The sequence below is a fragment of the Klebsiella aerogenes genome, from assembly GCA_029027985.1.
In the GTDB taxonomy this organism is placed as follows: Bacteria; Pseudomonadota; Gammaproteobacteria; order Enterobacterales; family Enterobacteriaceae; genus Klebsiella; species Klebsiella aerogenes_A.
The window spans coordinates 689503-711351 of sequence record CP119076.1 but is presented as its reverse complement, the minus strand read 5'-3'; the positions used below and the strand labels follow the sequence as shown (position 1 = coordinate 711351).

Genomic DNA, 21849 nt, shown 5'->3' with positions numbered 1-21849 from the left:
TTGAACGCGATCACAACGTATTAGCGCTCCCCCTGAAGCATGAAAAACCGCTTCCGTTGGCTAACAACGATTTTTATAGAGGTTGCCTCAATTTTTAGTCCTTTCTCGCCGCATTGCCCTCCTGCATCATGAACTCAAAGAAACAAATAAATAACAATTACGCAACATGCGAAGGAGAAGGTTCATGTCTGATAGAAACTTTTGGCAGCGCAAGCTGCAGGAGCAGCGCTTTATCAGCCACGCCATTATCGATGGTCAACCGTACGTCGCGAAAAGCCGCCAGGTCTGCCCCGCCGTCAATCCGGCAACCAATACGGTTCTGGCGGAAGTCACGTCACTGCAGGCGGAAGATATTGATATCGCCGTCGCTTCCGCACGCCGCGCGTTTACCTCCGGGGTCTGGTCCGGGCTGGCGCCGCAGGAGCGTAAACGCGCGCTGCTGCGCCTGTCAGCGCTGATCCTCCAGCATCGCGAAGAACTGGCGCTGCTGGAGAGCGTCAGCATGGGGAAACCGGTCAACGATGCGCTGACGATTGATGTTCCCGGCGCCGCGCACATCCTCAGTTGGTATGCCGAAAGCGTAGATAAAATCTACGATGAAGTCGCGCCTGCCAAACCCGGCTCGCTGGCGACCATCACTCGCCAACCGATCGGCGTGGTCGCCGCTATCGTGCCGTGGAATTTCCCGCTCGACCTCGCCTCATGGAAGCTGGGTCCGGCGCTGGCCGCCGGTAATAGCGTGATCCTCAAGCCTTCGGAAAACGCGCCGTTCAGCGCCCTACGTCTGGGCGAGCTGGCGCTGGAAGCCGGTATTCCGCCGGGCGTGCTCAACGTGGTGACCGGGCTGGGAACCGAAACCGGTCGTGCCCTGGGATTGCATCACGATATCGACACCATCGCCTTCACTGGATCAACCGCAGTCGGCAAAGCCTTTATGGCCTATTCGGCGCAATCCAACCTGAAACAGGTATGGCTGGAGTGCGGCGGCAAGAGCGCCAATATCATCTTCGCTGACTGCCAGGATCTCGACCTGGCCGCGGAGAAAGCGGCATTTGGCATCTGTTTTAATCAGGGCGAAGTCTGTTCCGCAAACTCCCGCCTGCTGGTTGAGCGCCCGGTTTACGCGGCCTTCATTGCCAAACTACAGGAAAAAATGCAGGCCTGGGCGCCAGCGCATCCATTCGACCCGGACGCCCGCATGGGGGCAATGGTCAGCGCCGGGCATGCCGAAAAAGTGATCGCCGCCATCCGGCGCGCGGAAGACGATGGCGCCACGCTGCTCACCGGCGGGCGCGCGGTAGAAATCGACGGCGTCGCCAACTACGTCCAGCCGACGCTGTTGGCCAACGTCAACGAAGAGATGGCGCTGTGGCAAGAAGAGATCTTCGGCCCGGTGCTGGCGGTTTGCGCCTTCGATAGCGAACAGGAGGCGGTACATCTGGCGAACAACCATATTTACGCCCTGGCCGCATCATTGTGGACCGATAACCTGCACCGCGCCCACCGCGTCGCCGCGCAGCTTACTGCCGGAACGGTATCGGTGAATACCGTCGATGCGCTGGACGTCACCGTGCCCTTTGGCGGCAACAAACAGTCGGGCTTTGGCCGCGATCTGTCGCTGCACGCCTTCGATAAATTCACCAGCCTCAAAACAACCTGGTTTCAGTTTCGCTAGTGGGCCGCAGCCTGCGTCACTTTTTACATTTCAGCAGACAGGAGAGACGAAATGACTAATCCAAGCAATCAGAACCGTTCGACGTCCGATTACCAACATTCAGATGCGGCTCACCATATTCATGCCTTCCTGGATCAAAAAGCGCTGAACGCCGAAGGGGCGCGCGTCATGGTACGCGGCGAAGGGCTATACCTGTGGGACAACGACGGCAATAAGTATCTCGATGGGATGTCCGGCCTGTGGTGTACCCAATTGGGCTACAGCCGTCAGGATCTGGCGGATGCCGCCGCAGCGCAGTTCGCCAAACTGCCCTATTACAACATGTTCTTCCACACCACCCATCCGGCGGTGATCGAGCTTTCCGAACTGCTGTTCAGCCTGCTGCCGCCGCACTACAGCCACGCTATCTATACCAACTCCGGTTCGGAATCGAACGAAGTGCTGATTCGTACCGTGCGCCGCTACTGGCAGATCCTCGGCAAGCCGGAGAAAAAGGTGATGATTGGCCGTTGGAACGGTTATCACGGTTCCACGCTGGCGGCGACCGGGCTCGGCGGTATGAAATTCATGCATGAAATGGGCGGCATGATTCCAGATATCGCCCATATCGATGAACCCTACTGGTATATGCACGGCGGCAACCTGACTCCGCAGGAGTTCGGCCTGCGCTGCGCTCGTCAGTTGGAAGAGAAGATCCTTGAACTGGGCGCGGAAAACGTCGCCGGTTTTATCGCCGAGCCGTTCCAGGGCGCGGGCGGCATGATCTTCCCACCGGAAAGCTACTGGCCGGAGATCCAACGCATCTGTCGCCAATACGATGTGCTGCTGTGCGCCGATGAGGTGATTGGCGGCTTTGGCCGTACCGGTGAATGGTTTGCGCATCAGCACTTTGGTTTCGAGCCGGATACGCTGTCGATTGCCAAAGGACTGACATCAGGCTACGTGCCGATGGGCGGTCTGGTGCTGAGCAAACGCATAGCCGAAGCGCTGGTGGAAAAAGGCGGCGTCTTCCCGCACGGCCTGACCTACTCCGGCCACCCGGTAGCGGCAGCGGTGGCGATCGCTAACCTGAAAGCCTTACGCGATGAAAACCACGTGACCCGGGTACGTACAGATACCGGCCCATACCTGCAAAAAACGCTGCGTGAAGTCTTCGATAACCATCCGCTGATTGGCGAAGTTCAGGGCGCCGGGCTGGTTGCCGCCTTGCAGTTTGCTGAGGATAAAGCCACCCGCAAACGCTTTGCCAACGAAAACGAACTGGCCTGGCGCTGCCGCACCATCGGTTTTGAAGAAGGGGTGATTATTCGCTCGACGCTGGGACGCATGATCATGGCCCCGGCACTGATTGCCGGACATAGCGAACTCGATGAGCTGATTGAGAAAACCAAACGCGCCGTTGACCGCACCGCCAAAGAGATTGGCCTGCTGTAGGATCATTAAATAGCGTCTTTCATTACCGCAAAGCGGAGGCACCCTGCCTCCGCTTTTACATTCTCATCCGTCAGCAGGTACACTACGCCCTCAATTTGCCTGACTGAATGCCCCATGTTGAAGACGTTACGTTTTATTCTCCCGCTGCTGGCGCTGGCCGCCGCTATCGCCTGGTGGCTGACGCCGCACTACTCCGCAGAAGAAGAAAGCTATTACCGCTCGGTATTCTGCGTCATTGATCACCGCGACCCGCAGGCGTTTCTGCATGATATGGAAAACATTGTCGAGGGCGGCAACGCCGATTACGCCTTGCGCAAAAACCACTATATTTCCGCTCTGGGCGACAAGATGCTCAGCACCTGGCAGCAGCTTAGCGAAGAGGAGCAAGCGGCAATCGGCGAAGACCAGCAGCGCTGCCGCCAGCTCATGAGTGAAAAACAGCAGCGCTAAGCGCGGGCCTTTTCGCCCCGTCCTTTAGTCAAGAGCCGTTATCCATCAGGCCGGTGATCCGGGCTTTTTCCTGTCCATATTGCACCGCGGCGCCCTGTTGGTGAAAACGCAAATACGCAAGGCTAGTGACCACCAGGCTAATCATCCATGAAATATCGGCGCCGGGGATCAGGTGCGCCCACGGGCCGGTATAGAAGGCGTTTTCAACAAACGGCACCTGCACCAGTACGCCGCCAAAGTAAACCAGCAGCGCACGGCGATTTACCAGCCCGTAACGCCCGCCGTCGGCGCTAAAAATGGCGGCGATGTCGTAATGCTGCTTATTGATAACGTAAAAATCGAGCAGGTTAATGACGCACCACGGGATGAGGACGCCAATTAACGCCCAGATCAGATTCAGGAAGAAGGCGACAAAATTGGCCGCCGCCGCTACCGAGACGAACACGCCCCCCACTAGCACCACGGCAGAAAATAACATCCGCACCCGCGCATCCGGCCGCCACTGCGGGCGAAAAGTCTGCACAGCGGTGATCAGCGAAAGAACCGACCCATAGAGATTCATCGAGTTATGGCAAATAATGTTGAGCAGAAACAGCACCATCAGTATCGGCCCTAATACTCCGGTCGCCTGGCGCACCGCCGCCATCGCATCCCCTTCGCCGCCGACGACGTTAATCGCCGCAACCCCCACCAGAAAGGCCAGAATCGTGCCGCAGCAGGCCCCCGCCCAGGTGCAGATAAACGGTTTAAACACACCGATATTTTCTGGTAAATAGCGAGAATAATCAGAAGTATAAGGTGAAAAACTCATCTGCCAAACGGCGCAGATACAGAACGTTGCGAACCAACCGTTGAGACTGAATGAGCCTCGATGCCAGAAGTCAGCCGGCAAAGGCTGCGTGAGCATCATCACCAACCCCACTAACAGCGCCGTGCCCATCACCCAGGCGCCGATTTTATTAATGCGGTGAATAAAGCGATAGCCAATCACACCAATCAAGGTGGCGGCAATCGCGCCAATCACCGTCGCGCTGGTCACCGGTATCGCCGGTATGACATTGTTGATGACTTTTCCGGAGAGCGTCACGTTTGAGATAAAAAAGCCAAGATAAATCATGGTGGTGAACGCGACCACCAGCAGCGAACCGTAGCGGCCGAACTGCGCCCGGCTCTGTACCATTTGCGGGATGCCGACTCGCGGCCCCTGTGCGGAAGTGAGCGCCAGAAAAAGCCCGCCAAACATATGCCCGGCAATAATCGCGCTTATCGCCGACAGAATATTAAGATGAAACGTTTGCGTGGATATCGCGCCGGTCACCACCGCCAGCGGCGCGATATTGGTACAAAACCATAAGGTGAAGAGGCTGCGCGCCTGGCCGTGGCGTTCGTTGGCCGGAACGTAGTCCACCGTCTTATTTTCAATTACGTGGTTTCGGGACATTTTATCCTCCGTTAATGGGGATTTTTTTCTTTCATGTGTAGGGTTCGAATGTCTAAAAAAGAGCACAGCCAGCCCTGGGAACGCAGGGTTCCCGGGAATACATGCTGGGGTTATTCCGTTAAGACAGTGGCGGTAACGCGCTGCTGGCGTTACCGCAACCGACCGTCGCGCCGACCATAGCGCGAGGAGAGAAACACGTCGCTTCAGCGCATGATAAAGGGATCGTCGATCGGCTCATCGCTGGTACGCAGCCACACCGTTTTGGTGGTAGTGAACTCCAGCGCCGCTTCCATTCCGCCTTCCCGTCCATGGCCGGAAAGACCGTATCCGCCGAAGGGTGCCAGCGGCGATACCATGCGATACGTGTTTATCCAGACGATCCCGCAGCGGAGATCGCGGGTCGCACGGTGGGCGCGGGCCAGATTGCGCGTAAAGACGCCAGCCGCCAGTCCGTAATCGGTAGCATTCGCCAGCCGTATGGCTTCCGCTTCATCACGGAAGGTCACGACGGAAAGCACCGGGCCGAAAAGCTCGCGCACCACGCTTTCCGCCTGCGGCGCGGCGGAACAATCGAGGATCGTCGGCGGATAGTAATAGCCAGGGGAGTCAATGGCGTCATGGCCGATCACCAGCCGGGCGCCCTGCTCCAGAGAGCGGTTGACGACCTGCTCGATGAGCGTCTTCTGGCGTTGCGTACACAGCGGGCCAAATTGCGTCGTCATGTCGTCCGGGCTGCCGATGACAATCCGTTTGACGCGCTCGACCAATTTCTCCAGCAACTGCTCTTTGACGCTTTCCGCTACCAGCAGGCGCGAACCGGCGACGCAACTCTGCCCGGAGGCGGCAAATATCGCCGCAACCTGCGCGTTGGCGGCGCTGTCCAAATCCGCATCCTCAAAGACGATAAAGGGCGACTTACCGCCCAGCTCAAGGGTGGTTTTGCTGAGGTTTTCCGCGCTGTTGCGCACAATATGCCGCGCGGTCTCAGGGCCGCCGGTAAACGCGATATGGTCAACATCTGGATGGGTGGTTAACCGCGTCCCGCACGCCTCGGCGAAACCGGTAATCACGTTACAGACGCCCGCCGGGAAACCGGCGTCAGCAATCAATCGTGCAAAAGCCAGCAACGGCGCGGGGGCGCTTTCTGCCGCTTTGACAACCAGAGTACAGCCCGCCGCCAGTGCCGGACCGATTTTCACCGCCGATAAAAAGAGCTGGCTGTTCCACGGAATAATCGCGGCCACGACGCCAACCGGTTCACGCCGGGTCCAGGTTTCGGTATCCGCCTTATCAATCGCCAGCGTACGGCCTTCCAGTTTATCGGCAAGACCAGCGTAATAGCGATAATACTCAGCCACATAGGCAATCTGCGATTGCGTTTCGCGAATAATTTTCCCGGTGTCCAGCGTTTCAAGCCGCGCCAGTTCAGCGGCGTTTTGCTCAACCAGCTCGGCAAGCTTCAACAGCAGCTTGCCGCGAGCGCTGGCGGTTAGCCCGCGCCAGACCGGATCGTAAAACGCCCGCCTGGCGGCGGCAACGGCGCGATCCACTTCCTCGCCCCGCGCTTCGGCAATTTCCGCCCACGGCTGGGCGGTCGCCGGGTTAAGCGATGAAAAGCGCGCCGCGCCGCGCTCAAACATACCGTCTATATAAAGATCGAACGATTCCATCTCGGCACCTGTTAACGAAATTCGGGCATAACTTGCTGAATAAAACGGGTCAGTGACGCCTTTTTCCGCTCAAACGTCATGCCGCTATCAATCCATAACGCAAACTCGTCATAGCCCAGCGCTTCATATTTTTTCAGCCGGGTGATGATTTCATTCGGCGTACCGATGGCGAGATTTTTACGCATGGCGGCAGCGGAATAATAGGTATTGGCGGCAATCTCTTCGTCGCTGAGCGGCTGAATTAGCCCCTGACTTACTGGACGCTCATTCTTAAACCAGGCGCCGAAATAGTTATAAAAACGGTTAAGCTCTTCGGCGGCCTGCTGCGCGTCCTGCTCATCTTCCGCGACGAAGCCGTGCTGCAGCAGCATAATTTTCAGCGGTTTCTCCGGCGCCAGGCGCTGGCGGGTTTCGTGGAAACATTCCGCCAGGCGGACGATCTCTTCTTCGCCCTGATGCAGCGGCGTCACCTGCACGTTGCAGCCGTTACTGACCGCAAACTCATGACTATTCGGATCCCGAGCGGCAATCCAGATCGGCGGATGCGGCTGCTGCTTGGGCTGCGGCGATGAGGTCGATGACGGGAATTGCCAGTATTCTCCCTGGTGCGCGTAATCCCCTTCCCACAATTTTTTCACGGCAGGCACCAGTTCGCGCATCCGCTGCCCGGCTTCCCAGGCATCCAGACCAGGCATCAAACGCTGGTATTCGTAGTTGTATGCTCCGCGCGCGATGCCCAACTCCAGGCGACCGCCGGTGATGATATCGGTCATGGCCGCCTCACCAGCCAGCCGCAGCGGGTGGTTAAACGGGGCAATGATGGTGCCAGTGCCCAGACGCACCCGGCTGGTACGGTTGGCTAAATCGGCGAGATTAATAAACGGGTTCGGCGCAATGGTAAAATTCATCCCATGATGCTCACCGGTCCAGATCGCGTGCATCCCGGCTTCATCGGCCATTTCGCACAGCGCCATCATCTCGTTGTAGAGCTTATCCTGCGGCTCATCCGGCGAGATACGTTCCATATGAATAAAGAGAGACAGTTTCATTTGGGGCTCCAGTATACATTCAGCTAGCGAATTGCTTGATTGACCCGCTCAGTTCATCACCGTAGTAAATACTGTAATTGCCGACGGCACTTTCACGCACAAAACGGTTCATCAAGGATTTCAGCGCCGAATCGCCAATCGGTAGCGCCGACAGTTTTTCCAGGTCGTACCATTGCGCGTGCTGTAGAACCGGCCGCTCGCTTTCCGACTCGGTCGGCAGCGCGCACAGCAACACGATATGCTGTTTATTGTTCTGACGATCTTCATAAACCGAATAAACAAAGCCCGGGCTGGCGTTAATCCCCAACTCCGCCATTAACGCCTTCAGCGTGTCGTCGACGCTGCCTTTCGCCACGCTGCGAGTCGGCAAGCGATAGCTCTCACCGTGTGGCACCATCACCGCCTGACCGTTGAACTCAATCAATGCGCTCACTTCAACGCTTAAGCGATTAATCAACGCTTCGGCATTGTGATACGGCGTGAAATAGGCCCCGCGATAGTAGCCCAGCCCCGCGGTGCCGACGGAATCAAAACCTTCAACCCTGCCCAGCAAAATCGCGTGATCGCCGGCGTCGATGACCTGATGCAGCGCGCAGTCGAACCATGCGGAACTGTCATCGATCAGCGGCGTGCCGTTTTCACTGGCGCGCCAGTCAATCAGACTGAAGCGGTCCTCAACTTTCTGGGCGAAGATGTTGGAGGTTTCTTTCTGCTGTTCCGCCAGAATATTGACCGCGAAATAGGCGCACTCGGTGAAGTTGCTGAAGTTGGCCGAACGTTTATCGATGCTGACCAACAGCAACGCTGGATCCAGCGATACCGAAGAGAAAGAGTTGGCGGTAAAGCCAATCGGCTCGCCGTTTTTATCACGGCTGGTGACGACGGTGACGCCGGTCATAAACGCGCCAAAAGCGTCGCGGAGTTGTCTACGTTTATCTGTTTGCATGAGAGAGTCCCGCCATATCGGCATTGTTGCTCTGTCGCGCCGAGCCGCACTGCAAGAAGCTCAGCAATTCATGGTTGACGCGCAGGGCATCGGTCAGACTGACCATATGCCGGGCGCCGTCGATAATGACCGCCTGACCCAGCGGCGCCGCCGCCGCCATCTCCTGCGCCATTTGCGGGCTGGAGTTGGCATCCAGTTCACCGGTCAACACCAGTACCGGGCAGCGGATCTCCCGCCAGCGATCGGCATAGACCCGATCGCCGCTGGCAAAGGCCTGATATGCAGCGGCGTAGCCTTGCACATTCACCTCCGCCAGCCAGCCGCCTACCTGTTCACGCAGGATGGCTTCCCCGGCGTCGTTGCTAAACCAGCGCGCCAACGGGGAATCCAACTGCGCCTCGCCGTCCGCCAGTTCGCGGGCCCGCTGCAGCACGGCGCGACGCGCCTGCTCGCTGCGGCGAAACACGCCACTCATCACCACCGCATGGCTCACCCGCTGCGGATGGTCAATGGCCAAACCTGAGGCGATAAGCGCCCCCATCGAGTGACCCGCGACCGCAAAACAACGCTCGGGCTGGGTACGCAGAAAATCATTCAACCAGGCCACGTAGTCCGTTAAGGTCGCCGGATGATGGAAAGCCTCGCTATTGCCATGTCCCGGCATATCGACGGCAATTACCCGGAAATGGCGGCTCAGCGCCTCAATTTGCGGATACCAGGACGCCGCATTCATACCGACGCCGTGGATCAGCACCAGCGGCTCGCCTTCGCCAGCCTCCAGATAGCTGACCCGCATCTGACGATCAGACAGCTGCTGGGTTTTGCGCATCATGGCCTAACTCTTTCAGGTCGGAGTAACGGTTACCAATACGGTGATGCGGGCGTCCGCCCAGCGCCGCACCCAGCGCAATAACGATTTCGTCATAACGCGGCGCATCGCTGATGTTGAACTGCATCGTCAGATAGTGTTCGCGGCTGCCTTCGTCGTTCTTGTTCATCATCGGGATCAGCACCGGTGAATTAGCCGGACCACGAGTGTTGTTAAATGCCAGGTAGCTCTTGCTCTGTACCGCGCTACGGTAGTGGTTGCCAAAATGCAGCGTATGGATAAGCGCCGAGGCATGCTCCAGCTCGCCATCAAGACCGACGATCGCGCTTTTCCCAAACGCTTCGACTTTTTCACCGCCGCCGGCTTCCTGCAGAATCAGGCCGGTAAGTAGCTCGCCAAGGATCGGCGCGAATTCACGGATTTGCGGGGCGAGGTCGTCGACATAGCCCAGCCCTGCCCACGGGTTGCGGATCACCGCCGCGGCGGCAATCATCACCAGCGGTTTTGCAGCCGCTTTACCACCATCGACATACAACGTTTCCGTTGTGACTAACGTTTTACGAATCGCCGGATGCATAGCCTCTCCTCAATAAAGGTTAACAACTTGCTAATTAAATGTTTCGCAAGTGGTATAGCATCGGCGAAATTAACATGTCAAAATATGGTATACCATCATACGGTATGTTTTTATGCCGAATCATGATGAGAGATAAAGCGATTTTTAATTATTTAACTTTATGATTTTTATTAGATTTAAAGAAATTACATGACGTTTTCCCGCTTAAAAACCGGATAAACGCAAGGGTGGGAAGCGGTGAACATTTCACCACTTTGAAATGAACTAAAATCAAAGTGTTAGGATAACGACGGTCGCAGCGCGTTTTTTTCTTCAGCAGAATGCAGATTTGTGAGCCAGCGCAATTTCCTGGCTTCCGGAGAAGTGAATCGCCAGTACCTCACCGCGGACTAACGTTGCGTCGCCTGACGAAAGGGTGCTAATAGTACAGCGATTCTCCTCTGCGGGCCGTGTTGCCGCTTTGATTCATCAGATAAACACAGAGGGATTTGATGGTTGATAACCATTCACTAAAAATTGATGCCGTCCCGGTTACGTTACGTGAGCTGGCGTTAACAAAAGTCCGCCAGGCGATTATTGCCGGCTATTTTAAAGCGGGCGATCGACTGGTCGAACGTCAGCTAACCGAGCAGCTCGGCGTCAGCCGCAGCGTGGTCAGAGAGGTGATCCGCTATCTTGAAGCCGAAGGGCTTATTGAAACGCTGCCGAAAAAAGGCCCCATCGTTGCTGTTTTAAGCTGGGAAAGCGCAGAGCAGATCTACAACATTCGTATGTTGCTTGAACAAGAGGCGGCCTGTGATTGCGCCAAACTCGCTAATGCCGACGATAAACGGCAGCTTCAGCAGCAGCTACAGCTGATCGCTCAGGCTTCGCGCGAGCAGGATGACATTAAGCGGGTTGAAGCCTCGCAGGCTTTCTATGAAACCCTATTCCGCGTCGCGAAACACACGATCGCCTGGGAAATCGTGCAGCGTCTGAATAGCCGCATCAGCCGCCTGCGCGCGCTGACTCTGGCTTCGCCGGAACGGCAAGTAGCGGGCTTTGAGCGTATGTCGCGCATCTATAGCGCGATTGAAAGCAACGACCCACAGCAGGCCCGACAGGCGGTGTTTGAGCATCTAACCGAAGCCGCGCAGCTCGCCAAACAGATTCTATCCTCACAGGAGTAAACATGGCCGCTTACTGGATTGCCCACGTCAATATTCACGATCCCGAGCAATATCAACACTATATGGATCTCGCCCCTGCGGCGTTCAAACGTTTCAACGCGCGCTTCGTCGCCCGCGGCGGCCAGGCGCAGACGCTGGAAGGACAACGCTTCGCCAAACACGTCCTGATTGAGTTTAGCGATATGGCAAGCGCGCTGGCCTGCTACCACTCGGAAGAATATCAGCAGGCGCGCGCCGCGCGTGCGGATGTCGCCGACGCGATGATAACCATCGTCGAAGGTTTACCAGCCTGACTGAATATGACGGCCAGTAGTCTTAAAATAAGCAGGGATATTATTTTTAAGCGATGTTTTCATATTCTTCAGTGAGATCAATAAAATAATTCGCTACCTGCTGTGCGGAAAACAGAAATTATGTTTCATTTTTCGCCAGTCAGCGTAGCCATGTCTTTTTCTGTGATGTAGATGACAGTAAAAAGTAGTTGATCTGATACGAGCTAGCTTTTATTTTGCTAGCAGTTTTTTAAACTGAGATGAATCTGATGCCTACTATTATCGCCAGTAGTATGAAAGAAGCTAAAGAATTGATTAACGCCAGAAAATATCGGGAAATAGTACTGAACTTCGATATCGACGCCGATGATTTTTTCACCCTTGCGACGACGCAGCACGATACCAAAATCACCATTGCAGATAAGAACAGTCACTCACCGGTTAAATTAGAAAAATAATAAAAAGCCCCTGAGGAAATTATTATGTTGTTGTTTATTGGCACCATTGCTGTCGCTTTTCTCTCTTCCTTGATGCTTATCTGGCTTGACGATCGTATCGCCGAGCAGGAGTGATCTCTTCTCGATTCTGACTTCTCTGCTCGTCGTTTCCCGCCCCGGGCAACGGCGAGCAACTTCACCACGACTCTCTCTGCTTCGCCAGCCACTCACTAATCGTCTCCGCCAGCCTACCCGGCTGCTCTAACGGCACCATATGACCGCACTGCTCAATCAACGCCAATGTCGAACCGGCAATACTCTGGTGCAACTCCTGCAGTTCGGCCAGCGGGCGTGACGGGTCGTCAGCGGCAGCGATAACTAACGTCGGGCATTCAATAGGATGTCGCGTGATTTTTCCTCGTACCAGGCTCGCCTGACGACGAAAAACATCAGCGCCCAGCTGCGCGCCCATCGCGCGGATTTGCGCAATCAGCGCGTGGTCCTGCGCCCGCGATGGGTGCAACGTCGCGGCAATGGCGCCGGTGCTAATCCCACGGAAAGTCGGCCCGGAGACCGCTTTAATCGCCGCGGTTTTAATCTGTTGCTGCTCCTCGCTATCTTCACGCAGCGAGGTGGCGACCAGCACCAACCCGGCGACCGATTGCGGGAACTGTTCGACAATCGAACGCGCAATGTAACCGCCCAGCGAGAAGCCCACCAGCACAAAGCGCGGCGGCAGCGTGCTGACGATATGACGCGCCATTTCAGCAATGGTCTCGCCTTCTCGCAGGCTGGCGCGGACAAAGGTACGCGACGGCGGAAATTCGGCGACGAAGGCATCCCATAGGGTTTCATCCAGCATAAAACCGGGGATCAGCGCCAGCGGCAGGTTATCAGGGTTCATTGGCATACTCGGCGTGTAGCAAGGGAAGACTCCGCGCCGGGAAAGCGCGCGGAGTCAAAAGGTTACAGCGATTTTTCCAGACGTTCGACAGCGGTCAGCAGACCGGCTTCCGAAACCGTTGAATAGGAAAGGCGCAGCGTGCGGGTATCCGGGTTATCGTTATAAAACGCTTCGCCAGGCACGTAGACCACGCCGTTTTCCAGCGTCTTCTTCAGCCACGCCATGGTGTCGAACGGATAGCGGAAGCGAGCCCACAGGAACATTCCCCCTTCCGGGCGGCTGAACTCCAGATGCTCGCCGAGGCGGCTTTCCAGCGCGTCGGCCAGCGCCACGCACTTCTTCCGGTAATCTTCGCGGATCAGGGCGATCTGCTTGTTCAGACGATCCATTCCGAGGTACTCGGTGGTGATCACCTGAGACAGCATATTGGTATGCAGATCCGCCGCCTGCTTGACGATCACCGCCTGATGCGCCAGCCATTCCGGCATCACGATCCAGCCGATACGCATCCCCGGCGCAAGGATCTTGGAGAAGGTTGAAGTGTAAACCACGCGATCTTCGCAGCCCTGTTCGATCGCATGCTGATACAGCGGGCGACGCACTTTATCGGTAAAACTAATTTCGCCGTAGGGATCGTCTTCGATGATCACAAAATCATGCTGCTTCGCTAACGCCACCAGCCGCTGACGGCGATCGTCGCTCAGGGTTTTACCTCCGGGGTTACCGAAGGTTGGCACCAGATAGACCGCTTTGATCTGAGTGGTTGCCAGCAGATCGGCTAATTGCTCAACCAGCATGCCGTTATCGTCGGTATCGACGCTAAGGATATTGGCCTGCGCCAGCTGGAACACCTGCAGCGCCGCCAGATAGGTCGGGCGCTCAACGACAATCGCATCGCCAGGATCGAGCAGCGTACGGGCGACGATATCCAGCGACTGTTGCGAGCCGGAAGTGATGTACACCTGACTTGCCTCACAGGCCACCCCGCGAGACTGGCAGATTTCGCTCACCGCCTGACGCAGCGGAGGATAACCTTCGGTCAGGCCGTACTGGAAGGCGTCATTAAAACGTTCGCTCATCACCTTCTGCACCGCGAGGTTGAGGCCTTCGGTATCAAACAGCTCCGGCGCCGGAATGCCGCCGCCAAGCGAGATAACGCCAGGGAGTTTACTGTGTTTGAGAAGTTCGCGGACGGCGGAGGGCTTGAGTTCACCCGCGCGGGCGGCGAGGCGCCGATCGTGCATATGCTTTTCCTTTTCTGTCTTGTTGTTGTGTTAGTTATTCATTGCTTCTTTGCAGGTGCCAGTCAGCGGCGCTAGCCGCTGACTGGGTTTCGAGCGTTATTCGTCGTCTTTCAGGACGATTAACGGCTCGATATCACTCTCTTTTTTCACCACCAGTGAATCATCACCGCGCAGGCAGGTACCGCCGTAGTTACCGCCTACCGTGAAGGTGCATACCTGAATGTACTTGCCATCAACCTTCGGCAGGCACCACAGCTGCTGGTAAATATTTTTGCGATCGACGAACTGCCCGCTGGTCTGATCCAGAACCTCGTCGTGCGGGCTTATCAGGTCGATGTTACTGCCGCAGCGCCCGGAGATCGGTTTCACCGCATAGCCGGTTTTCGCCAGCTCGTCGTTAACGACAAAATCGGTATCCAGCAGATAGCGATGATGCGGAAACAGCGACCACAGCACCGGCAAAATCGCCTTGTTGCCAGGGATAACCGTCCACAGCGGCTCGAATACCAATACCTCCGGACGCAGCAGGACGTCAATCAGGCGGACCTCATTTTGCGGGTGGCCGGTACGAATCGGCACCGCGGCGTACTCATCGGCGCTGACTTCGCGAACCTGCTCGATCGCGGTTTCCCACGCCCAGGTCTTCCAGACGCAGTTCACCAACCGGCCATCGCCGTCAATCAGCTGACCGGCAGCATCCCAGCGCAGCTCATCAAGGCCAAAGAGGATTTTGCTTTCGAAGCCCGCGTCGGTCAGCGAACGCTGAATAAACCGGGCGTGGTAGTTCTCCTCAAGATCCTTGTCCTGCATGATATGCACGAACGGCCGCGCGCGGCTGTGCTTCCACGCCCCCGCCAGTTCGTCGAGCAGATTTTCCGCCGGATTATGGCCGGTACCGCGATAGCCCTGTTTCAGCCATTGTTCGAGGATCAATCCCCCTTCCGTATGGCAAGAGGCGGAGTCGGCATTGTATTCGTACACCTTCAGCCCGCGCTCGTCCATGCAGAAATCCATGCGCCCGGTGATCATATGATGACGACGACGCTGCCACGAAAGGCGCAAACGCGGCCAGAGGATCTTCGGAATATCGAACAACGCCAGCAGATTGTCATCCTTCATCACCTTATCGGTGGCGTGCAGATACATCAGGTGCAGCTCATTGGTCGCTTTAATCAACTCCTGTTCAGCGCTCTCGCTAATCGTGAAGTACTGATAAGGATCCTGATTGATGAAATGACCGTTGGCGTCGATGTAGGCTTTTTGCAGCGCGTCTTTCTCATTGAGCCAGTTACCGCGGAATTGGCCCTTATTTGGCAGCCGCGCGCCGCTAATTTTCATCTCTTCGCCCGGCAGCATGGGCTGCGGCAGGCTGTGCTTAGTATCGGCGGTCTGGATCATCCAGCCTAAAATTTCGGTATCGGCAAAAGTATCTTTGAGGGTGTAGACGCCATCGTTCACTTCCAGCGTCAGCTCGCGAGTCCACTGCTGCCCCTGAGGCAATGGCGCGTGAATCACGTTTTGTTCGGCGATGCGGACTTTATTTCCCACCAGTTGCGTAATCACCGCCACGTGGCCGGTATGTTTAAATTCGCCGCCTTTCTGCCAGATCAGTAGTGAGCCGGCGATCGGCGGGCGGCGTGAACCGTTGGCGAAGGCCTGCAGGGGAAGAATGTTGTCGTTAACCACTTCGCGCAGGAAGCGCAGCGAGAAGATTTCGTAGGCCATGCCGACGTCGGTAAAGACAAAGCCGTAGGTGAGAAACAAAAAGCGTCGCGCGAACTCTACGCATTGCCATTTATGCCCCATATACTCATTGCCGATATAGCTGCGGAAGGTGGCGTCATCCGGATAATCTTGCGGATTTAAGCTACTGTAGTTCGATGAATAAATCGCCACGCCGCCCGGAGCGTAGCCTAAAAGCGTACCGAAAGGGGCATCAATACTTGTCGATCCTTTGCTCATTTAGCCTGACCTCAAATTAATGCAGCCCGGGCAGTTGGCGGAACAAAACTCCCTCTTCTTATCCTGCCGCAGGCACTTACCAGACAGAGGTGAAATGATGATACCACTCATTCGTTTCGCTAAACGTGCCCTTATGGAAAATAACCCGGCACCCATTGGCAAAAGTGATATTGTTAACCGAGACATAACAAAAAAGCACCACTACATCAGGAGTCGACAATGAGCGCACCTTCGCATCTCAATGCCCAGCCGCTGGTCTGGGGACACGGCCCGCGGACCTTTGAAGTGTTCCTTGAACCGACCTGTCCCTATTCCGTTCGCGCCTTCAACAAGCTTGATGAGCTGCTGGATGAAGTCGGCGCGGAGAACGTCACCATCAAGGTTCGCCTTCAGTCTCAGCCGTGGCATCTGTTCTCCGGCGTGGTGGTGCGCTGCGTACTGGCCGCTTCAACCCTGCCGCACGGCCGAGAGCAGGCGCACAAAGTGCTGCAGGCGGTCGCCGATCACCGCGAAGAGTTTGAATTCACCGACCACTGCAGCGGGCCGAACATGGACACCACCCCACAGCAGATCATCGAACGTCTTGAACGTTACAGCCACGTCTCGCTGGCGGCGGCTTTTGCCCGCCCGGAATTGCAAAATGAGATCAAATGGCACAGTAAATACGCCCGCCAGAACGGTATCCATGTGTCGCCCACCTTTATGGTCAACGGCCTGGCGCAACCCGATCTCGGCAGCGGCGATGATGTCAGCGTGTGGGCCGCGCGGATTATGGCCTGATATTAGCTGCTAGACTTTTTTGTACACCTCACTATTTTTGTACACCTTACTAAAGAGGCAGGTCAGTATGTCCGACAATCACTACCAACCCGCGAAAGTATGGGAATGGAAACAGAATAACGGCGGCGCATTCGCCAATATCAACCGCCCGGTTTCCGGCGCGACGCATGAACAGGTGTTGCCGGTCGGCACCCATCCGCTGCAGCTTTATTCGCTGGGCACGCCGAACGGGCAGAAAGTGACGATCATGCTGGAAGAGCTGCTGGCGCTGGGCGTCACCGGCGCGGAATACGACGCCTGGCTGATTCGCATCGGCGAAGGCGACCAGTTCTCCAGCGGCTTTGTCGAGGTCAACCCGAACTCCAAGATCCCGGCGCTCAGCGATCACTCTACCACCCCGCCAACGCGGGTATTCGAATCCGGCAGCATCCTGCTGTATCTGGCGGAAAAGTTTGGCTTCTTCCTGCCGAAAGATCCGGCGGGACGCACTGAAACCCTCAACTGGTTGTTCTGGCTGCAGGGCGCGGCGCCGTTCCTCGGCGGCGGCTTTGGCCACTTCTATAACTATGCGCCGGTGAAAATCGAATACGCGATCGACCGCTTTACCATGGAAGCCAAGCGTCAGCTCGACGTCTTAGATAAGCAGCTCGCTCGCGATCGCTTTGTAGCGGGGGAAGAGTACACCATCGCCGATATGGCGATCTGGCCGTGGTACGGCAACGTGGTGCTGGGCAATGTGTATAACGCCGCCGAGTTCCTTGACGCAGGCAGCTACGTCAACGTGCTGCGCTGGGCGCAGGATGTTGGCAGCCGCCCTGCAGTAAAACGCGGACGTATCGTCAACCGCACCAATGGCCCGCTCGACGAGCAATTGCATGAGCGCCATGACGCCAGCGATTTTGACACTCAAACCGAAGATAAACGCCAGGCGTAAATCCGTTCCCCTCCCCGGCGGCGCTACGCTCGCCGGGGCTACGGGATCGTGCAATGTTGTCAACGCAATCCGGGGTAAGCCGCTCAGCCCCGCAAGACCATTTCAGCTTTCCAGCCGGTAGCCAGCCATAAAATAGCGCATCGCCATGCAGGAGCTACCCTCTTTGAAGAAGTCCATCACCATGTCTCTATCAAGCCCGTAACGACGGGTCAGGATCCCCGCCTCCCACGCGCTAAGCTGGCGGTCGCCGGTCTTTTCGAACATACGGTGCGAATAGCCCAACACAAACCCGCGCTTATAGTCGGTGCAAAAATCCGCGGCATGGCTTGCGGTATCGGCATAGGACGCCGCTAACCCCGCCATTAACCCTTTACCAAAATGATTTTCCATCGCGCTTTCCTCAATCGCTATATACAACATTATATAGCGATTTTTTAAGCGAGTGGTAGTCCTGGTTCAGGGTAAATATTTCGCGAACCACGCCAATGTGCGCTGCCAGGCCAGCTCCGCGGCGGCCCGGTCGTAGCGCGGCGTCGAGTCATTATGGAAGCCATGGTTCACTCCCGGATAAACATATGCCTCATAGATTTTATGCTCGGCTTTCAGCGCCTGTTCATAGGCGGGCCAGCCTTCATTGATGGCTTTATCCAGACCGGCGTAGTGCAGCAACAGCGGCGCTTTTATCTTCACAACGTCATCAACGGGCGGCTGGCGGCCATAAAAGGGAACCGCGCAGGCCAGCTCCGGGATCGCCACCGCGGCGGCATTGCATACCCCACCGCCATAACAAAAGCCGGTGATCCCTACCTTGCCATTTCCCTGCGGATGCTGGCGCATAAAGTCCACCGCAGCGAAAAAATCGTTCATCAGCTTCAACGGATCGACCTGCTGTTGCAGCGTCCGTCCTTCATCATCATTGCCGGGGTAACCGCCAACCGAGCTCAAGCCATCCGGCGCCAACGCCAGATAGCCCGCTTTCGCCACCCGCCGGGCGACATCTTCAATGTAAGGATTCAGCCCGCGATTTTCATGCACCACCACCACCGCGCCGGGTTTGCCGTGCAGTTTTGTCGGCGTCACCAGATAGGCGCGTACTTCGCCATGGCCCTCCGCGGAAGGGTAACGGATATATTCCGGGTGAATATCAGGGTCGGTGAATTCGACCTGTTCCGCCAGCGCATAATTGGGTTTCAATAGATTGAACAGCGCCATCGCGGTCATCCCCCCAATGGCGTATTTGCCCGCCAGCTGTAGAAATTCCCGTTTATTGATTTTGCCGTGCGCGTAATAGTCGTAGTACTCAAGCAGTTGCTGTGGAAAATCTTTTGCCGTTAGCCGCGTCATCGCTCTTCTCCCGTCATCAACACCCTTCTAAGCAAAGCATAAGTTCGGCCATGCGCCAGACGTAAAAAAAGCCGGCGCATGGCCAGCTTTTCGGGAGGTATCCTGGAGGACGTTACTTCGCTTTGACGGTCTCTTCACCCACCAGACCAATTTTCAGATAGCCCGCCTGATGCAGGGTATCCATGACTTTCATCATCGTCTCGTAGTCCACGGTTTTATCAGCGCGGAAGAAGACAGTCGTGTCTTTCTTGCCCTGGGTCAGCGCGTCCAGCGAGGCAATCACGCTCTCGTCGGTCACCGGATCGTTACCGAGGAACATCGACTTGTCCGCTTTCACCGACAGGTAAATCGGTTTTTCCGGGCGCGGCTGCGGCTGGCTGGAAGAGGCCGGCAGATTAACTTTGACATCCACGGTGGCCAGCGGGGCCGCCACCATGAAGATAATCAACAGCACCAGCATGACGTCGATAAACGGCGTCACGTTGATGTCGTGCATTTCGCCGTTATCATCGAGGTTTTCGTTAAAATGCATCGCCATAGCGCATCAACCTACCCGTAATTTCTGTGCCGGGCGCAGCGGCTGAGAACCACTGGCGTTCAGGTCGAGATCGCGGCTTTGCAGCAGTAGAACCTGCGCGGCAACATCGCCGAGAGAAGCTTTGTAGCTGCCAATCATTCGGGCGAAGACGTTATAGATGACCACCGCCGGGATAGCGGCAAACAGGCCGATAGCCGTCGCCAGCAGCGCTTCAGCGATGCCCGGAGCCACTACCGCGAGGTTGGTCGTCTGGGTTTGCGCGATGCCGATGAAGCTGTTCATGATGCCCCAAACGGTACCAAACAGGCCAACAAACGGCGAGATCGCACCGATAGTCGCCAGGTAGCCGTTACCACGCCCCATATAGCGGCCGACCTGCGCCACGCGGCGTTCAAGGCGGAAACCGGTACGTTCTTTAATGCCTTCGTTGTCTTCAACGCCAGCCGACAGTTCCAGTTCATTATTCGCTTCGTTGATAAGCTGGGAGCTCAGGCTTTTGGCATGGAAGCTATTCGCGATATGGTTAGCCTGATCGAGAGAACGCGCTTCGCTAAGCAGCTGCTGCTCACGCTTGAGGCGACGCTTGCTGGACAACATTTCGGCGCCTTTGCCGAAGAAGATAGCCCAGGTGACTACCGAAGCCAGAATCAAGCCAATCATCACTACCTTAACGACAATATCGGCATGATGATACATACCCCAAACGGAGAGATCCGCCTGCATCAAATTATTACCCACACTGTTTCTCCAGGACGTCAATCACAAAAACTGAGCACAATAATATCAAAACGGCATCGAATTGATAGTGGTTCTCATTAGTATTTACACTGTGCAGCAAATCACGTTTATTTTCCTTGCGCTTACGCAGTAAAAAAGCGGCCACCGGCGGTTTCGGAAAAATTTTTACCTGTATCACCGCTGACCCGGTACACAAACCGGTATTCATGTTAGTTTAGACGTCCAGACGTATAAAAACAGGTTTCTACGACATGGCTGACAAACATCTTGATACCGCTCTGGTTAATGCCGGGCGCAGCAAAAAATACACTCAGGGCTCGGTAAACAGCGTTATTCAGCGCGCCTCATCGCTGGTCTTCGATACCGTCGAAGCTAAAAAACACGCCACCCGCAACCGCGCCAAAGGTGAGCTGTTCTATGGCCGCCGCGGCACCCTGACCCACTTTTCGCTACAGGAAGCCATGTGCGAGCTGGAAGGCGGCGCCGGTTGCGCCCTGTTCCCCTGCGGCGCTGCCGCAGTCGCCAATACCATCCTGGCTTTTGTTGAACAAGGCGACCATGTGTTGATGACCAACACCGCCTACGAACCCAGCCAGGACTTCTGCACCAAAATCCTCGGCAAGCTCGGGGTGACCACCGGCTGGTTCGATCCGCTGATCGGCGCCGACATCGCCAAATGGGTGCAACCGAATACCCGGGTGGTGTTCCTGGAGTCTCCGGGTTCTATCACTATGGAAGTGCATGATGTACCAGCCATCGTTGCCGCTGTGCGCCGCGTCGCGCCGGAAGCCATCATTATGATCGATAACACCTGGGCGGCGGGCGTGCTGTTTAAAGCCCTCGATTTCGGTATCGATATCTCCATTCAGGCCGGGACTAAATACCTGATTGGTCACTCCGATGCGATGATCGGCACCGCTGTGGCCAACGCCCGCTGCTGGGATCAGCTGCGCGAAAACGCCTATCTGATGGGGCAAATGGTCGATGCCGACACTGCCTATATGACCAGTCGCGGCTTACGCACGCTCGGCGTGCGCCTGCGTCAGCATCACGAAAGCAGCCTGCGGGTCGCCGAATGGCTGGCGCAGCATCCGCAGGTAGCGCGGGTTAACCATCCGGCATTGCCGGGCAGCAAAGGCCACGAGTTCTGGAAACGCGACTTTAGCGGCAGCAGCGGCCTGTTCTCTTTCGTACTCAATAAACGACTGACCGACGCCGAACTGTCCGCCTATCTGGACAACTTCAACCTGTTCAGCATGGCCTACTCGTGGGGCGGTTTCGAATCGCTGATCCTCGCCAACCAGCCGGAACATATCGCGGCCATCCGCCCTGAAGCAGAGGTTGATTTCAGCGGCACGCTCATCCGCCTGCATATAGGTTTAGAAAATGTTGACGATCTGCTGGCGGATTTAGCGGCAGGCTTCACGCGTATCGTGTAAAGTGACAGTGAGTGGCA

General features: G+C 56.3%; 22 protein-coding genes. 9 read left to right on the top strand and 13 right to left on the bottom strand.

Annotated features, from left to right (window positions below; genetic code table 11):
- Positions 1 to 184 precede the first annotated feature (184 nt).
- From PYR66_03465 to PYR66_03455, 3 genes are all read left to right on the top strand, one after another.
- On the top strand, positions 185 to 1675 hold the full coding sequence (locus PYR66_03465; protein ID WEF28808.1) for an aldehyde dehydrogenase: 1491 nt from the start codon (positions 185 to 187) through the stop codon (positions 1673 to 1675).
- A gap of 51 nt (positions 1676 to 1726) precedes the next feature.
- On the top strand, positions 1727 to 3109 hold the full coding sequence (locus tag PYR66_03460) for an aspartate aminotransferase family protein (protein WEF28807.1): 1383 nt from the start codon (positions 1727 to 1729) through the stop codon (positions 3107 to 3109).
- A 114-nt stretch (positions 3110 to 3223) separates the two neighbouring features.
- A complete protein-coding gene (locus PYR66_03455; protein WEF28806.1) occupies positions 3224 to 3559 on the top strand; it encodes a hypothetical protein in 336 nt (111 codons plus the stop codon).
- 28 nt (positions 3560 to 3587) lie between these two features.
- Here PYR66_03455 and PYR66_03450 read toward each other — a convergent pair whose 3' ends face one another.
- The 6 genes from PYR66_03450 to PYR66_03425 form a co-directional block, all read right to left on the bottom strand.
- The gene (locus tag PYR66_03450) at positions 3588 to 5000 is read right to left on the bottom strand and encodes a cytosine permease (GenBank protein ID WEF28805.1); all 1413 of its coding nucleotides are present in this window, start codon (positions 4998 to 5000) and stop codon (positions 3588 to 3590) included.
- A 203-nt stretch (positions 5001 to 5203) separates the two neighbouring features.
- Positions 5204 to 6670, bottom strand: a complete 1467-nt coding sequence (locus PYR66_03445) for an aldehyde dehydrogenase (protein ID WEF28804.1) — start codon at positions 6668 to 6670, stop codon at positions 5204 to 5206.
- Positions 6671 to 6681: 11 nt separating this feature from the next.
- Positions 6682 to 7719: an LLM class flavin-dependent oxidoreductase gene (locus PYR66_03440; GenBank protein ID WEF28803.1), complete on the bottom strand. Its 1038-nt coding sequence runs from the start codon at positions 7717 to 7719 to the stop codon at positions 6682 to 6684.
- A 19-nt stretch (positions 7720 to 7738) separates the two neighbouring features.
- On the bottom strand, positions 7739 to 8665 hold the full coding sequence (locus PYR66_03435; GenBank protein ID WEF28802.1) for a flavin reductase family protein: 927 nt from the start codon (positions 8663 to 8665) through the stop codon (positions 7739 to 7741).
- Positions 8652 to 9497 carry an alpha/beta hydrolase gene (locus PYR66_03430; protein ID WEF28801.1) on the bottom strand — a complete coding sequence of 282 codons (846 nt, stop codon included), beginning with the start codon at positions 9495 to 9497 and terminating at the stop codon, positions 8652 to 8654. The genes PYR66_03435 and PYR66_03430 overlap by 14 nt, the downstream gene beginning before the upstream one ends.
- Positions 9469 to 10071, bottom strand: a complete 603-nt coding sequence (locus tag PYR66_03425) for an amino acid synthesis family protein (protein WEF28800.1) — start codon at positions 10069 to 10071, stop codon at positions 9469 to 9471. The genes PYR66_03430 and PYR66_03425 overlap by 29 nt, the downstream gene beginning before the upstream one ends.
- A gap of 491 nt (positions 10072 to 10562) precedes the next feature.
- Here PYR66_03425 and PYR66_03420 point away from each other — a divergent pair, with 491 nt between their 5' ends.
- The 3 genes from PYR66_03420 (at position 10563) to PYR66_03410 (ending at position 11970) form a co-directional block, all read left to right on the top strand.
- Complete coding sequence (locus PYR66_03420) at positions 10563 to 11240, top strand: GntR family transcriptional regulator (GenBank protein WEF28799.1); 678 nt, start codon at positions 10563 to 10565, stop codon at positions 11238 to 11240.
- A 2-nt stretch (positions 11241 to 11242) separates the two neighbouring features.
- Positions 11243 to 11533, top strand: coding sequence for a DUF1330 domain-containing protein (locus tag PYR66_03415; GenBank protein WEF28798.1), 291 nt, complete (start codon positions 11243 to 11245; stop codon positions 11531 to 11533).
- Between the two features lie 248 nt (positions 11534 to 11781).
- Positions 11782 to 11970, top strand: coding sequence for a hypothetical protein (locus tag PYR66_03410; protein WEF28797.1), 189 nt, complete (start codon positions 11782 to 11784; stop codon positions 11968 to 11970).
- Between the two features lie 175 nt (positions 11971 to 12145).
- Here PYR66_03410 and PYR66_03405 read toward each other — a convergent pair whose 3' ends face one another.
- The 3 genes from PYR66_03405 to gss form a co-directional block, all read right to left on the bottom strand.
- The gene (locus PYR66_03405) at positions 12146 to 12853 is read right to left on the bottom strand and encodes an alpha/beta hydrolase (protein WEF28796.1); all 708 of its coding nucleotides are present in this window, start codon (positions 12851 to 12853) and stop codon (positions 12146 to 12148) included.
- A gap of 62 nt (positions 12854 to 12915) precedes the next feature.
- Complete coding sequence (locus tag PYR66_03400; protein ID WEF28795.1) at positions 12916 to 14097, bottom strand: PLP-dependent aminotransferase family protein; 1182 nt, start codon at positions 14095 to 14097, stop codon at positions 12916 to 12918.
- Positions 14098 to 14193: 96 nt separating this feature from the next.
- Positions 14194 to 16059 (bottom strand): bifunctional glutathionylspermidine amidase/synthase, encoded by a 1866-nt coding sequence (gene gss, locus PYR66_03395; GenBank protein ID WEF28794.1) that lies wholly within the window; start codon positions 16057 to 16059, stop codon positions 14194 to 14196.
- A gap of 219 nt (positions 16060 to 16278) precedes the next feature.
- Between gss and PYR66_03390 the strand changes: the two genes are divergently transcribed.
- Positions 16279 to 16839 carry a thioredoxin domain-containing protein gene (locus PYR66_03390; GenBank protein WEF28793.1) on the top strand — a complete coding sequence of 187 codons (561 nt, stop codon included), beginning with the start codon at positions 16279 to 16281 and terminating at the stop codon, positions 16837 to 16839.
- Between the two features lie 67 nt (positions 16840 to 16906).
- The gene (yghU, locus tag PYR66_03385) at positions 16907 to 17773 is read left to right on the top strand and encodes a glutathione-dependent disulfide-bond oxidoreductase (protein ID WEF28792.1); all 867 of its coding nucleotides are present in this window, start codon (positions 16907 to 16909) and stop codon (positions 17771 to 17773) included.
- A 102-nt stretch (positions 17774 to 17875) separates the two neighbouring features.
- Here yghU and PYR66_03380 read toward each other — a convergent pair whose 3' ends face one another.
- The 4 genes from PYR66_03380 to exbB all read right to left on the bottom strand — a co-directional run bounded on the left by PYR66_03380 (position 17876) and on the right by exbB (position 20393).
- Positions 17876 to 18163 carry a DUF2623 family protein gene (locus tag PYR66_03380; GenBank protein ID WEF28791.1) on the bottom strand — a complete coding sequence of 96 codons (288 nt, stop codon included), beginning with the start codon at positions 18161 to 18163 and terminating at the stop codon, positions 17876 to 17878.
- A 66-nt stretch (positions 18164 to 18229) separates the two neighbouring features.
- Positions 18230 to 19117 carry a YghX family hydrolase gene (gene yghX / locus PYR66_03375; GenBank protein WEF28790.1) on the bottom strand — a complete coding sequence of 296 codons (888 nt, stop codon included), beginning with the start codon at positions 19115 to 19117 and terminating at the stop codon, positions 18230 to 18232.
- A gap of 112 nt (positions 19118 to 19229) precedes the next feature.
- Positions 19230 to 19655: a TonB system transport protein ExbD gene (gene exbD, locus PYR66_03370; GenBank protein WEF28789.1), complete on the bottom strand. Its 426-nt coding sequence runs from the start codon at positions 19653 to 19655 to the stop codon at positions 19230 to 19232.
- A gap of 6 nt (positions 19656 to 19661) precedes the next feature.
- Positions 19662 to 20393: a tol-pal system-associated acyl-CoA thioesterase gene (exbB, locus tag PYR66_03365; GenBank protein ID WEF28788.1), complete on the bottom strand. Its 732-nt coding sequence runs from the start codon at positions 20391 to 20393 to the stop codon at positions 19662 to 19664.
- A 251-nt stretch (positions 20394 to 20644) separates the two neighbouring features.
- On the opposite strand from exbB, the gene metC reads away from it, so the two are divergent.
- On the top strand, positions 20645 to 21832 hold the full coding sequence (gene metC, locus PYR66_03360; protein WEF28787.1) for a cystathionine beta-lyase: 1188 nt from the start codon (positions 20645 to 20647) through the stop codon (positions 21830 to 21832).
- The last annotated feature ends 17 nt before the right edge of the window (positions 21833 to 21849 follow it).